At 71.5% G+C, this 12,419-nt stretch carries 13 protein-coding genes; 6 read left to right on the top strand and 7 right to left on the bottom strand.

The genetic code is table 11. The features are described 5' to 3' along the window. The first annotated feature begins 5 nt into the window (after positions 1–5). On the top strand, positions 6–1,604 hold the full coding sequence (locus tag LO762_RS18155; RefSeq protein WP_230616599.1) for a hypothetical protein: 1,599 nt from the start codon (positions 6–8) through the stop codon (positions 1,602–1,604). Between the two features lie 2 nt (positions 1,605–1,606). On the opposite strand, the gene LO762_RS18150 is transcribed toward LO762_RS18155, so the two are convergent. From LO762_RS18150 to LO762_RS18125, 6 genes are all read right to left on the bottom strand, one after another. Further along, a complete protein-coding gene (locus tag LO762_RS18150) occupies positions 1,607–2,302 on the bottom strand; it encodes an urease accessory protein UreD (RefSeq protein WP_230616597.1) in 696 nt (231 codons plus the stop codon). A 78-nt stretch (positions 2,303–2,380) separates the two neighbouring features. After that, positions 2,381–3,040 (bottom strand): urease accessory protein UreG, encoded by a 660-nt coding sequence (ureG, locus tag LO762_RS18145; protein ID WP_230616595.1) that lies wholly within the window; start codon positions 3,038–3,040, stop codon positions 2,381–2,383. 21 nt (positions 3,041–3,061) lie between these two features. Next, complete coding sequence (locus tag LO762_RS18140) at positions 3,062–3,745, bottom strand: urease accessory protein UreF (RefSeq protein ID WP_230616593.1); 684 nt, start codon at positions 3,743–3,745, stop codon at positions 3,062–3,064. After that, positions 3,745–5,469: an urease subunit alpha gene (locus LO762_RS18135; RefSeq protein ID WP_230616591.1), complete on the bottom strand. Its 1,725-nt coding sequence runs from the start codon at positions 5,467–5,469 to the stop codon at positions 3,745–3,747. The genes LO762_RS18140 and LO762_RS18135 overlap by 1 nt, the downstream gene beginning before the upstream one ends. Beyond that, positions 5,462–5,794, bottom strand: a complete 333-nt coding sequence (locus tag LO762_RS18130; protein ID WP_230616590.1) for an urease subunit beta — start codon at positions 5,792–5,794, stop codon at positions 5,462–5,464. The genes LO762_RS18135 and LO762_RS18130 overlap by 8 nt, the downstream gene beginning before the upstream one ends. Beyond that, complete coding sequence (locus LO762_RS18125) at positions 5,791–6,093, bottom strand: urease subunit gamma (protein ID WP_230616589.1); 303 nt, start codon at positions 6,091–6,093, stop codon at positions 5,791–5,793. The genes LO762_RS18130 and LO762_RS18125 overlap by 4 nt, the downstream gene beginning before the upstream one ends. A gap of 141 nt (positions 6,094–6,234) precedes the next feature. Here LO762_RS18125 and dnaG point away from each other — a divergent pair, with 141 nt between their 5' ends. The 3 genes from dnaG to LO762_RS18110 all read left to right on the top strand — a co-directional run bounded on the left by dnaG (position 6,235) and on the right by LO762_RS18110 (position 9,787). Continuing rightward, a complete protein-coding gene (gene dnaG, locus LO762_RS18120; RefSeq protein WP_230616587.1) occupies positions 6,235–8,085 on the top strand; it encodes a DNA primase in 1,851 nt (616 codons plus the stop codon). Positions 8,086–8,132: 47 nt separating this feature from the next. Next, entirely contained in the window at positions 8,133–9,308 is a 1,176-nt protein-coding gene (gene rpoD / locus LO762_RS18115; protein WP_230616585.1) for an RNA polymerase sigma factor RpoD, read from the top strand. 116 nt (positions 9,309–9,424) lie between these two features. Next, positions 9,425–9,787 (top strand): YbjQ family protein, encoded by a 363-nt coding sequence (locus LO762_RS18110; RefSeq protein WP_230616583.1) that lies wholly within the window; start codon positions 9,425–9,427, stop codon positions 9,785–9,787. Positions 9,788–9,793: 6 nt separating this feature from the next. Here LO762_RS18110 and LO762_RS18105 read toward each other — a convergent pair whose 3' ends face one another. Continuing rightward, complete coding sequence (locus LO762_RS18105; protein ID WP_230616581.1) at positions 9,794–11,044, bottom strand: molecular chaperone DnaJ; 1,251 nt, start codon at positions 11,042–11,044, stop codon at positions 9,794–9,796. Between the two features lie 192 nt (positions 11,045–11,236). On the opposite strand from LO762_RS18105, the gene LO762_RS18100 reads away from it, so the two are divergent. Both LO762_RS18100 and LO762_RS18095 read left to right on the top strand, forming a co-directional pair. Then, complete coding sequence (locus LO762_RS18100; RefSeq protein ID WP_230616579.1) at positions 11,237–11,812, top strand: TerD family protein; 576 nt, start codon at positions 11,237–11,239, stop codon at positions 11,810–11,812. A 28-nt stretch (positions 11,813–11,840) separates the two neighbouring features. Next, on the top strand, positions 11,841–12,419 hold the full coding sequence (locus tag LO762_RS18095; RefSeq protein ID WP_230616578.1) for a TerD family protein: 579 nt from the start codon (positions 11,841–11,843) through the stop codon (positions 12,417–12,419).

Here is a 12,419-nt window from a genome sequence, read left to right as displayed (position 1 = left end):
ACGCAGTGTCCCTCGTTCTGCGCGCCCGGCCGTCGCTCGACCCGCTGACGGGCGGCGGGAACCACAGCGTCCGGCTGCTGCTGCTCGGCTGGCTCGGGCAGGCGGTGGTGCGGTGGGGGCTGGCCTGGCACCGGCTCGGGCCCACCGCCCACCCGGACGAGGCGGGGTACCTCGTCGCGGCGCGGCTGCTGGCGGGAGGGCCCGGAGCCGACCTGTCCGGGCACACCTTCTACCAGGGCGGGTATCCGCTGCTTCTGACGCCCGTCTTCTGGGTCACCGAGGATCCCGTGCTTGTGTACCGGCTGGTGATGCTCGTCAACGCGCTGGTCGGAGCGCTCGCCCTTCCGCTCGCGTACGTGGCGCTCAAACGGATCGGCCTGACGAGCATGCCGCTTGCGTGGGCGGCCTCGCTGCTGCCCGCTGTCGTCGTCTTCGGACGGCACGCTTTGGCGGACGCCGTGCTTCCGGTGGTCGTGCTGGCATGGCTGCTCGCGCTCGGCCGCTTCCTGGACGGCAGGGGCGCGGCGGTGCCCGCGAGCCTGCTCGCCTGTTACGCGTGGGCCGTCCACGCGCGGGGCGCGGTGCTCCTCGCCGTCCATGTCGTCGCGCTGCTCCTGGCGGTGCGCGGGAGGCGACGGCCCGCGTTCGCGGGACTGGCCGTCGTGGCGGCCGGGTGCTGGGCTGTCGTGCGGCTCAACGGCCTCCTGCTCGCCCGCCTCTACCCGGACGGGGCGCTCGACCTCGGCGGCACGCTCCTGGACCGAATGCTCAGCGTGGACGGCCAACTCTGGGCCCTGTCCGGCGCGGCGGGCCAGCTCTGGTACATGATCGCCGCGACCTGGGGCCTGGCGGGCGTGGGCCTCGTTGTCGTGGTCGCGGCGGCGGTACGTGGGCATCCCCTTGCGTTGGTCCTGTGTGCGGTCACCTTCGGTATCGCGTACGCGTCGATGGCGGCGCTCCCGGATGAGAACCGGGTCGGCAACTTTGCTTACGGGCGCTACCTTGCCTGCTTCGCCCTCGTCCACGCGCTCGTCGGGCTCAGGGCGCTCGCCGATCGCAGGGCCGTGCTGGGCGCTGTCGTGGGGCTCGCCGTCACCGCGAGGGTCGTCGCCGGCTACGCGGGTGGGCGGTTGGAGGACGCCGTCTTCATCGCCTTCGACTTTCCCGAGATCATCTTTCTGACCGGTGAGGACGACGCGTTGGAACTCGGCGCCGCGACGGCGTCCGCCGCCGCCCTGCTGGCCGTGCTCGCCCTCGTCCAGCGGCGGGCGCTCGTCCTCGCCCTGGTCAACCTCGTGGCGCTGACGAGCGTCACGGCGCCGTGGCGGGCCGAGCAGGTGCCGGACGCGGGGCTTCCCGAGGGCGGTGTGCTCACGGCGCGGGACGTGCCCTGGCAGGCGCGCGCGGCGCTGTACCACCGGGTGTCGTGGACGCGGATCGGGTGGTACGAGACGGGTGATTCGGTGCACCCCGGGGTCTGCGCGGTGCTCGTCCCGTGGCGGCCGGGCGCCCCGATCGAGCTGACGTGGCCTGGCCATCCCGTCGCGTGGCGGCCGCTGCCGAGCGTTCCCGGGACCGTTGTGTGGACGTGCCGTGCTTCCTGATGTCAGGGGAGCAGGGTTTGGGCTTTGGTGAGGAGGTGGCGGAGGGTGGGGGCGGTGGGGGCGTGGGCGTTGGCGAGGGTGGTGCCTGAGGGGAGGGGGAGGATGGCCAGGCCGGGTTCGGTGTGGGGGGTGGAGGGGGTGGTGCGGAAGAGGGAGCCGACGGCCTTGGCGGGGCCCAGGACGGCTCGGGAGCGGGAGGTGGGGTCGGCGCGGAGTTCGTGGCGGAGGACGGGGTGGCCGGCGCGGGTGACGTCGATGCGGCTCGTGTGGAGGCCCGGCGGCTCGTTGTGGCGGCCCAGGATCAGCTCCTCCTGCCAGCGGAGGGTGCCGTGCGGGCCCAGGGCGACGCGGGCGTGCGCGTGGTGGTGGCAGCCTCGGGCGGCGACGGTCGGTTCGGGGGCGAAATCGAGGTGGCCCTCGACGTCGGCGTTGACGGTGTAGCGGGACTCGCCGTCACCGGGCAGCGCCAACGCGACGGCCACCGACCGGATCGTCAGGGACGCGCCCGCGCCGACCTCGATGTCCAGCCGGAGCCTGTCGCCGCCGAGCGGGCCCGCCGCCGCGCCGACCAGGTACAGCCCGTCGGGCGTCTCCCGCAGCGCGATCGGCCCGTCCGAACGCAGCCTCGTCAGCCGGGTGCGCCCGTCCGGCCCGGCCTCCGCCGTCACCGCCGCGTGCGCCACGTACCCGCGCCCCATCAGCTCTCCTCTCGACCCACCCGCACCGCGTCGCCCGTGTGCGCGCGGTACGTCCGCCGACCTTGGATCTCTCGTAGGTCAGTGGTGGTGGAAGTTGTGGACGGAGGTGCGGACCCAGTCAGTGATCTTGGGCACGGCGGGGTCCTCGCGGATGGAGCTGAAGATGACGGGGCGGCCCTCGCGGACGGCGGCGGAGTCGCGGTCCATGACGTCGAGGTCGGCGCCGACGAGGGGTGCCAGGTCGGTCTTGTTGATGACGAGGAGGTCGCTCGTGGTGACGCCGGGGCCTCCCTTGCGGGGGACCTTGTCGCCGCCGGAGACGTCCAGGACGAAGATCTGGGCGTCGACGAGGCCCTGGCTGAACGTCGCGGTCAGGTTGTCGCCGCCGCTCTCCACGATGACGAGTTCCAGCTCGGCGTGCCGCTCCTCCAGCTCCTCGACGGCGTCGAGGTTGGCGGAGATGTCGTCGCGGATGGCGGTGTGCGGGCAGCAGCCGGTCCGGACGGCCATGATGCGCTCGTCGTCCAGGACGGCGTTGCGGCGCAGGAAGTCGGCGTCCTCGGTGGTGTAGATGTCGTTGGTGACGACGGCGAGGTTCAGCTCGTCCTTCAGCACCCGGCACAGGGCCGCCGTCAGCGCGGTCTTGCCGCTGCCGACGGGTCCGCCGATGCCGAGGCGCATGGGGCGTCCGTGCTTCGGCGCGGCGTGGTGCTGGTCGGGTCCGTGGTATCCGCCCATGGTGGGTCTCCTTAGTTCAGTTCAGGACTCGAACAGCCGCAGGTCGGCGCGTAGGTGCTCCTCGGCCCACTGGTCGAGGAGCGGCGCCGAGGCGGCGGGCAGTTCGGCCCAGTCCTTCTCCGCGTGCGCGGCGGCTTCTTCGGCGACGGAGTCGACGTCGGGGGCGAGCTCCGCCAGGGCCCGCTGCACGCCCAGGGGGTCGAGCCCCAGGAGCCGCACCGCCGCCGACGCGGGCCCCGTGACGGCCCCGTAAGCGGCGACAGCGGCAGCGTCCAGGGCGGTGCATCCGATGACGTGAGCGGCGGCGCCCAGGACGAGCGGGTGGTGCGGCCCTCGGGGAGCCCCCGCAGGCACCTGCACCCGGAGCCCGTCGAACACGGCCGAGGGCCACGTCGCCCGAGCCGCCCTGAGCAGCGACTTGCCCTGCGCCCGTGACGCCGCACGCTGGGCGGGCGACGGTGTACGCGCGTCCGCTTCGGCGTCCGGAAGCGCCCAATCAATGGACGTCCCCGCGTGCACGCAAGCAGCCGCCGCCAAGGCTCCCGCCACGAGGCCAGCCGTGTGCAGCCGACCGTGGAGGAAGTCCGCGAGGTCCGCGATGGTCGCGACGGCCCCGGCGGTGACGGCCGGTTCCAGGCCGCCCGAGTGGGCGTGACCCCCGGCGGGGAGCCGGGAGTCGGCGAGCATCAGCAGGTGGGCGCGCATCAGAAGAGGAAGTACCGCTGCGCCATCGGGAGCTTCTCGGCGGGAGCGGGTTCGATGACCTCCCCGTCGATCCGCACGGTGAAGGAGTCCGGTTCGACCTCGATGCGCGGGAGCGCGTCGTTGAGCGGCATGTCGGCCTTGCCCAGCGACCTGGTGTTCCGCACCGGGACGAGCGCGCGCCGCACGTCGATCTTCGACTTCAGGTCGTCCTCGATCGCCGCCTCGGAGACGAAGTGCAGCGAGGTGGCGGCCGCGACGGTCGGGGAGGCGCCGAACATGGGCCGGGGCAGCACGGGCTGCGGGGTCGGGATGGAGGCGTTCGCGTCGCCCATCTGCGCCCACGCGATGACCCCGCCCTTGACGACGAGGGTGGGCCGCACTCCGAAGAACCGCGGGTCCCAGAGCACGAGGTCGGCGAGCTTGCCGACCTCGATCGAGCCGACCTCCCCGTCGAGCCCGTGCGCGATCGCCGGATTGATCGTGTATTTCGCGACATAGCGCTGAGCGCGCAGGTTGTCGGCGGGCCCGCCCAGCGAACCGCGCCGCGCCTTCATGACGTGCGCCGTCTGCCAGGTCCGCACGATGGTCTCGCCGATCCGACCCATCGCCTGCGAGTCCGAGCCGATGATCGAGATCGCGCCCAGGTCGTGCAGCACGTCCTCGGCGGCCATCGTGGTCGGCCGGATCCGGGACTCGGCGAACGCGAGGTCCTCCGGCACCGACGGCGACAGGTGGTGGCACACCATGAGCATGTCGAGGTGCTCGTCCAGGGTGTTCACCGTGTGCGGCCGTGTCGGGTTCGTCGAGGACGGCAGCACGTTGGGGTGCGCCGCGACGGTGATGATGTCCGGCGCGTGCCCGCCGCCCGCGCCCTCGGTGTGGTAGGCGTGGATGGAGCGGCCCGCGATGGCGCCGAGCGTGGACTCGACGTAACCGGCCTCGTTCAGGGTGTCCGAATGGAGCGCCGCCTGGACGCCCGACGCGTCGCACACCCTGAGGCAGGCGTCGATAGCCGAAGGGGTCGTTCCCCAGTCCTCGTGCAGCTTGAACCCTGAGGCGCCCGCCTTCAACTGCTCCCAGAGCGCGGCTTCGGACACCGTGTTGCCCTTGCCGAGCAGGGAGACGTTCACCGGCCAGGAGTCCAGCGCCTCCAGCATCCGGTGCAGGTACCAGGCGCCCGTGACGGTCGTGGCCTTTGTGCCCTCGGCCGGGCCCGTGCCGCCGCCGATGAGGGTGGTGACGCCCGCGCCGAGCGCCTCCTCGATGAGCTGCGGGCAGATCAGGTGGACGTGCGAGTCCACCGCGCCCGCGGTGAGGATCTTGCCGTTCCCGGCGAGGATCTCGGTGGACGGCCCGATCACCAGGTCCGGATGCACCCCGTCCATGATGTCCGGGTTGCCCGCCTTGCCGATGGCGACGATCCGCCCGTCCCGGACGCCCACGTCGGCCTTGACGATGCCCCAGTGGTCCAGGATGACGACGCCGGTGATCACCAGGTCGGCGGCGCCCTCCGCACGCGTCGCGCGGGCCTGGCCCATCGACTCGCGGATGACCTTGCCGCCGCCGAACACGGCCTCGTCGCCAGCCCCCGCGCCGCGCGCGAGGTCCTCGGTGACCTCGATGAACAGGTCGGTGTCGGCGAGCCGGATGCGGTCGCCTGTCGTGGGCCCGTAGAGCGCGGCGTAGCGCGCGCGCGAGATCCGTGCGCGGGTGAGATCAGCCATGCAGGCCCCCTTCCGGACGCAGGCCCGGCACCAGGCGGTGCCCGGCCAGCGGTACGAGGTCGACGTCCCGGACGAGGCCGGGCTCGAAGCGCACGGCCGTCCCGGCGGGCACGTCGAGCCGGTAGCCGGACGCGGCCTCCCGGTCGAACTCCAGCGCCGCGTTGGCCTGTGCGAAGTGGTAGTGCGACCCGACCTGGACGGGACGGTCGCCGGTGTTGGCGACGGTGAGCGTGATCCGCTCCCGTCCCGGGTTGAGTTCGACCGGTTCGTCCCCGACGACGACCTGGCCCGGCGCCCAGCCGCCGGACGGCTCCGCGCCGCTCACGGGATCGGCCTGTGCACGGTCACGAGCTTCGTCCCGTCCGGGAACGTCGCCTCGATCTGGACGGAGTCGAGCAGTTCCGGGATGCCCTCCATGACGTCGTCGCGGGTCAGCACCCCGCGTCCGCTTTCCATCAGCTCGGCGACGGTCCGCCCGTCCCGCGCGCCCTCCAGGACGTGCACGGCGATGATCGCGGTGGCCTCGGGGTGGTTGAGCTTGAGTCCGCGCCCCTGGCGCTCACGCGCCACGCCCGCGGCCACATGGAGGAGCAGCCGTTCCTGCTCATGGGGAGAGATCAGCACCCGCCGACGTTATCGCTGGTCAGCGCGTGCCCTCCACCTTCGGAACCATGGGAATTGCCGATTTAACTCCGAATTAACTACGTCTCGGACGAGTCCCCAGGAGCTGCCCGCGCGCTCCCGTCCGGCCATAGACTCGGCGTCATGGCTGGGCGCATCCGACAAGAGGACATCGCGGCCGTCCGGGAACGGATGCCGATCGATCAGGTGATCGGCGAACACCTCCAGCTCGTCAGCGCGGGCGGGGGCAACCTCAAGGGCCTGTGCCCCTTCCACGACGAGAAGACGCCCTCCTTCAACGTGACCCCCGCGCGCGGCCTCTACTTCTGCCACGGGTGCGGCGTAGGCGGCGACGTCATCAAGTTCGTGCAGGAGGTCGACGGGCTGAGCTTCGCCGAGGCCGTCGAAAGGCTCGCCGGTAAGGCGGGCATCCAGCTCCGGCACGAAGAGGGCGGCTACGTCCCCAACAAGGAGCGGGGCCAGCGCGCGCGCCTGATCGAGGCGCACAAGGCGGCGGCGGAGTTCTACCAGCAGCAGCTCACCTCCCCGGAGGCGGGGGTGGGCCGTCGCTTCCTCATGGACCGGGGCTTCCAGGCGGCCGACGCGGCGCATTTCGGCGTCGGCTACGCGCCCAACGAGTGGGAGGCTCTCGTCCGGCACCTGCGCGCGCGCGGGTTCACCGACAAGGAGCTGATCGACGGCGGCCTCGCCGTGCAGGGCCAGCGCGGCCCGCGCGACAGGTTCCGGGGCCGTCTCGTCTGGCCGATCCGCGACTCCACGGGCGACGTCCTCGGGTTCGGCGCGCGCAAGCTGCTCGACTCCGACAACGGGCCGAAGTACCTCAACACCCCCGAGACGCCGATCTACCACAAGAGTTCCGTCCTCTACGGGCTCGACCTGGCGCGGCGGGAGATCGCCAACACCAAGAAGGCGGTCATCGTCGAGGGCTACACCGACGTCATGGCCTGCCATCTCGCCGGGGAGAAGACGGCGATCGCGACCTGCGGCACCGCGTTCGGCGAGGAGCACATCAAGGTGCTGCGCCGGATGCTCATGGACCGCGCGGAGGGCCGTGGCGAGGTGATCTTCACCTTCGACGGCGACGCGGCGGGCCAGAAGGCGGTGCTGCGCGCGTTCGCCAACGACGACAAGTTCGCCGCCCAGACGTTCGTCGCCGTCCAGTCCGACGGCCTCGACCCGTGCGACCTGCGCGTCAAGGACGGCGACGCGGCGGTCCGCGACCTCGTCGCCTCCCGGGTCGCGCTGTACGAGTTCGTCATCCGCAGCCGGATCGCCGAGCACGACCTCGCCGACCCCGAGAGCCAGATGCGGGCCCTGGACGCGGTCGCTCCCGTCGTCGCGGGGATCAGGGACGCGGGACGGCGCAAGGCGTGGGCCGCCAGGGTGGATCTCTGGATCGGCCTCATGGACGAGCGTCTCGTGCTCAGCCGGGTCGCCGATCACCTGAAGGGCGCCCCGCCGCGTCAGCGCGAGAAGCCGCGCGCCGCCGACCCGGCGGACCCGACGGTCGAGCTGGAGCGGGAGCTGCTCAAGATGGCGCTCCAGCGCCCCGCGACGCTCGGCCCGGTCTACGACACCCTCGCGGCCGACGCGTTCTCCGTGGCGGAGCACAGGGGCGTCCACGAGACGGTGCTGGCGGGCGGCGGCACCGGCGCGGCGGCCGCTCCGATGGAGTGGGCGGCGCGGCTGCGCGACCTCGCGACGGCGGAGGACATCCGTGCCCTTATCACCCGTCTCAGTGTGGAGCCCCCCAAAACGGATCCGAAAGCCGACGCGGTTTCGGACGACACCTATTCCAGGGCACTCCTCGTCCGATTCCTGGAACTCCAGCTCACCCGTGAGATCGCCGCGCTCAAATCCAAACTCGGGAGGCTGAATCCGGTCTCCGAGGCGGAGGAGTACAACCGGCTGTTCGGCGACCTCGTCGCCCTTGAGCAGCGCCGACGCGGCCTGCGTGACGGCGGCGGCGTCTAGGGTCCGGAAGGATCCCGGGAAATTGGGGCCTGCGTTTTCGCTGTGTCATGGCGCACACTGTGAGCGTGGGCCCTTTGACATTGCCCAGCGAGGCGCCGTCGGCCGAGCAGGTCGCCGACCTCGTCGCACGTGGCAGGGAGCGCGGTGGCGTCACCGTCGATGACGTCGCCGCCGCGCTCGATCGCTCCGAACTGCCGGCCGACGCCCTTGACGGCGTCGTCCGTTTGCTCGCAGAGCAGGGGGTAGAGGTCCTGGAGTCCAAGGAGGACTCCGAGGAACTCACGCGAGCGGAAGAGGGAGACCTCAGCAGAAGGGCGCCGACGAGCGACCTGGTCCGGATCTATCTGCGCGAGATCGGCCGCGTCCCGCTGCTGACCGCACAAGAGGAAGTAGAACTCGCCAAATCGATCGAGGCGGGCCTTTTCGCGGAGGAGAAGGCGGCCAGAGCCGCCATCCTCCGGGTGCACGAAAGGCTCGAACTGGAGACGCTCGCGCGTGAAGGGGCGCGGGCCAAACAACGGCTCATCGAGGCCAACCTGCGCCTGGTGGTGTCCATCGCCAAGCGCTACGTGGGCCGCGGCATGCTGTTCCTCGATCTCATCCAGGAGGGGAACCTGGGCCTCATCCGTGCCGTCGAGAAGTTCGACTACACGAAGGGCTACAAGTTCTCCACGTACGCGACGTGGTGGATCCGCCAGGCGATCACCCGTGCCATCGCCGACCAGGCGCGCACGATCAGGATCCCCGTGCACATGGTGGAGACCATCAACAAGCTGATCCGCGTCCAGCGGCAGCTGCACCAGGACCTGGGCCGCGAGCCGCTGCCCGAGGAGATCGGCGCCGAGATGGGCCTCGTGCCCGAGAAGGTCGTCGAGATCCAGCGGATCGCCCAGGAGCCGGTCTCGCTCCAGTCGCCGATCGGCGAGGAGGACTCCGACCTCGGCGACTTCATCGAGGACGCCGACGCCGTCGTGCCGATCGAGGCGGCGGCGTTCATCCTGCTCCAGGACCAGCTGGAGGACATCCTCGCCACCCTGTCGGACCGGGAGCAGCGCATCATCCAGTTGCGCTTCGGCCTGTCCGACGGACACCCCCGGACGCTCGAGGAGGTCGGCCGGGAGTTCGGGGTGACGCGGGAGCGCATCCGGCAGATCGAGTCCAAGACCCTCGCCAAGCTCCGGCACCCCTCGCGCGCCCAGATGCTGCGCGAGTACCTCGAATAGGACGCCCCCACCGAGCCCGCCGGACGGTCCCCGGACCGTCCGGCCAAGCCGGACAACCACCGCATAATCCCCGGCAGGGCATCCCGTGTCAGGGGCTCGTCGTCTACGGTGGGCTTATGCTGATCGTGACTACCGACACCGTCCCCGGCTACGAGATCCGTTACGTCAGGGGCGCGGTGAGCGGCGCGGGGGTGGCGCACGGCGGCCTGTCACAGGCCCGCCGGGAGGCGATCGAGCGGCTCAAGGCCGACGCCGAACGGTACGGGTGCAACGCCGTCCTCGGCATGCGCTTCGCCAACTGCCCGCTCGGCGACGGGTCCTTCGAGGTGTACGCGTACGGCACCGCCGTCCTCGTCGAACAGGTCAAGTCCGACACCCCGCCGCAGGACCGGGTGGCCGTGCCGCCGCCGGTGCCGACGCCGTCGGGCGGCATGCCGATGGTCGGCCGCAACCTCACCGTCCAGGTGCCCGGCCGCTGACGTCCGTCACGCGCCCGAGCGTTCGGCGCGGATCGCCTCGACGACGTCGCGGGCCCGGTCGGTGATCGCGCGGAGCTCGGTCAGGTAGGTCCAGTAGTCGGGGGAGGCGCCCTCCAGCAGGGCGGGAGCCCGGTCGAGCCGGGTGACCAGGGCGTCCAGGGCGCGCGCGTGCCGTGGCGCCGCCCCGCCGGGCGCGGCGACGGCCAGCCGCTGGGCGTCCCGGACGGTGAACCGCGCCCGGTCCAGCGGCCCCCGCGGATCGGCCGTGACGGCGCGCAGCTCCGTCACCCTGTCGGTGACGCGGGCGGCACGGCGCTCGGCGTCCTTCAGCTCGGTGCGGGCCGCCGCCAACGCGCGCGGAGCCTCCTTCCAATCGCCGACGGAAGCCGCCCGCTCGGTCTCGGCGATCCGCTCGCGCGCGCGCTCCAACGCCTGCCCTATCGCCTCAGGCGCGCCCCGCAGATCCTGCCAGCAGGCCATCGCGTAGGTGCGGCGCAGCTCACTCATCGCCTCCTCCACCCGCGCGCGGCGGCCCTCGGTCATCTGCGCGCGGGTACGGACGCTCGCCAGCCCGTTGCGCGTCCGCTCCGACGCCTCCGCCAGCTCCCGCGCCGCCTCGACGATCTGCTCGGCCGTGCCGCGCACCTCACGGGCGCGCTCCATCGCGCCGCGCAGGCCGAGCCCGCCCAGGCCCTCGCCCGTCAGCTCGGCCAGCCGTGCGCGCGTGGTGTTGAGGTCGCCTTCCAGCTCAGCGGGGTCCATCCCCTTGGCACTCGCACTGTCGATGGCACCACGGGCCGCACCCAGAGCTTCCCTTGCCCCGCGCAGGAGAGGCGCGAGGTCGTCAAGAGAACTCTCCAGGCGCGCGATGAGGGGGGCGAGGTCGGCGGCCAGCCGGTTGAGCGTCTCGGTCGCCCGGCGCAGCGCCGCGACGGTGCCGCGCAGCGCCCGCCCCGCGTCCTCGTACTCGATCATCGACCTGTCCTCGTCGTCCAGGTCGTGGCCGTCGACGACGCCGATGTACTCGGCGGCCGCCTTGTCCGCCGCCGCGTCCGCGTCGGTGGCGCGCCGCCGCATCCGGCCCGCCGCCTCGCCGTCCAGATCGCCCAGGACGGTCAGCCGCGCCGTGACGAACTTCTGCGCCTGGTCCATGTCGAAGAACGCCTGGAACGCCTCCTCACGGGTCGCCAGCGCGCCCTCCCTGGCCTGGACCGCCCGCGGGTCGCGGCGGCCCCGCCGCCGTTGATCACGTGCCACGGCTGTTCCTCATGGGCGCCTCCTCTGCCGGTTCGTCCCCCTCACAGACAACCATTTCCGCTTGTGGACGCAAACCATGGATGAGGGTCGGGAACAGAGGGAACCGATAGAGTCACTTAGACGTCTGTCAGGTGGAACCCGTTCGAAACCCACGCAAGATCTCACGAGATCAACCTTTACCTGGAGGCAAAGATGCCGGTCAGCCTGAGCAAGGGCGGCAACGTATCGCTGAGCAAGGAGGCCCCCGGGCTCTCCGCAGTCATCGTCGGCCTTGGCTGGGACGTCCGGACGACCACCGGTACCGACTTCGACCTTGACGCCTCCGCGATCGTCGTCGACGCCTCCGGCAAGGTCCTGTCCGACGGCCACTTCGTGTTCTTCAACAACCTCACGACCCCGGAAGGCGCCGTCGAGCACACCGGCGACAACCTCACCGGCGAGGGCGAGGGCGACGACGAGCAGGTCAAGGTCAGCCTCGTCGGCCTTCCGCCGAACGCCGAGCGCATCGTCTTCCCCGTCTCGATCTACGACGGGATCAACCGGGGCCAGAACTTCGGCCAGGTCCGCAACGCCTTCATCCGTGTGGTGAACGCCGCGGGCGGCGCCGAGATCGCCCGCTACGACCTGTCCGAGGACGCGTCCACCGAGACCGCGATGATCTTCGGCGAGCTCTACCGGAACGGCGCCGAGTGGAAGTTCCGCGCGGTCGGGCAGGGCTACGCGTCCGGCCTGGCGGGCATCGCGCAGGACTTCGGCGTCAACGTCTGACCGGCGACCGCTAAGGAGCACTCCGACCATGGGCGTCAGCCTTTCCAAGGGCGGCAACGTCTCGCTGAGCAAGGCGGTACCCGACCTTCGTGCGGTGACCGTCGGTCTCGGCTGGGACGTGCGGGCCACCACGGGCGCGGACTTCGACCTGGACGCCTCGGCGCTGCTGCTGGGGTCGAACGGCAAGGTACTCTCCGATCAGCACTTCGTCTTCTACAACAACCTCACCAGCCCGGACGGGACGGTCGAGCACACCGGTGACAACCTCACCGGTGAGGGTGACGGAGACGACGAGGCGATCAACGTGGACCTCGCCTCGGTCGATCCGCGGGTCGAGCGGATCGTCTTCCCCGTGTCCATCCACGACGCGGTGAACCGGGGCCAGGCGTTCGGGCAGGTCCGCAACGCCTTCATCCGCGTGGTGAACCGTGCCGACGGCACGGAGCTCGCCCGCTACGACCTCTCCGAGGACGCCTCGACCGAGACGGCGATGGTCTTCGGTGAGCTCTACCGCTACAACTCGGAGTGGAAGTTCCGTGCGATCGGCCAGGGGTACGCCTCGGGCCTGCACGGGATCGCCTTGGACTTCGGCGTCAACGTCGGTTAA

Source organism: Actinocorallia sp. API 0066, assembly GCF_020991275.1.
Lineage (GTDB): Bacteria > Actinomycetota > Actinomycetes > Streptosporangiales > Streptosporangiaceae > Actinocorallia.
This window is presented reverse-complemented; position numbering and strand designations above follow the sequence as displayed.

Excerpts from the sequence above, each read along its gene's own strand:
- LO762_RS18140 (WP_230616593.1), bottom strand. The coding sequence starts at position 3,745 with ATGCGCGCCCACCTGCTGATGCTCGCCGACTCCCGGCTCCCCGCCGGG.
- LO762_RS18095 (WP_230616578.1), top strand. The coding sequence starts at position 11,841 with ATGGGCGTCAGCCTTTCCAAGGGCGGCAACGTCTCGCTGAGCAAGGCG.
- ureG (WP_230616595.1), bottom strand. The coding sequence starts at position 3,040 with ATGGGCGGATACCACGGACCCGACCAGCACCACGCCGCGCCGAAGCAC.
- rpoD (WP_230616585.1), top strand. The coding sequence starts at position 8,133 with ATGGCGCACACTGTGAGCGTGGGCCCTTTGACATTGCCCAGCGAGGCG.
- dnaG (WP_230616587.1), top strand. The coding sequence starts at position 6,235 with ATGGCTGGGCGCATCCGACAAGAGGACATCGCGGCCGTCCGGGAACGG.
- LO762_RS18150 (WP_230616597.1), bottom strand. The coding sequence starts at position 2,302 with ATGGGGCGCGGGTACGTGGCGCACGCGGCGGTGACGGCGGAGGCCGGG.
- LO762_RS18135 (WP_230616591.1), bottom strand. The coding sequence starts at position 5,469 with ATGGCTGATCTCACCCGCGCACGGATCTCGCGCGCGCGCTACGCCGCG.
- LO762_RS18110 (WP_230616583.1), top strand. The coding sequence starts at position 9,425 with ATGCTGATCGTGACTACCGACACCGTCCCCGGCTACGAGATCCGTTAC.
- LO762_RS18100 (WP_230616579.1), top strand. The coding sequence starts at position 11,237 with ATGCCGGTCAGCCTGAGCAAGGGCGGCAACGTATCGCTGAGCAAGGAG.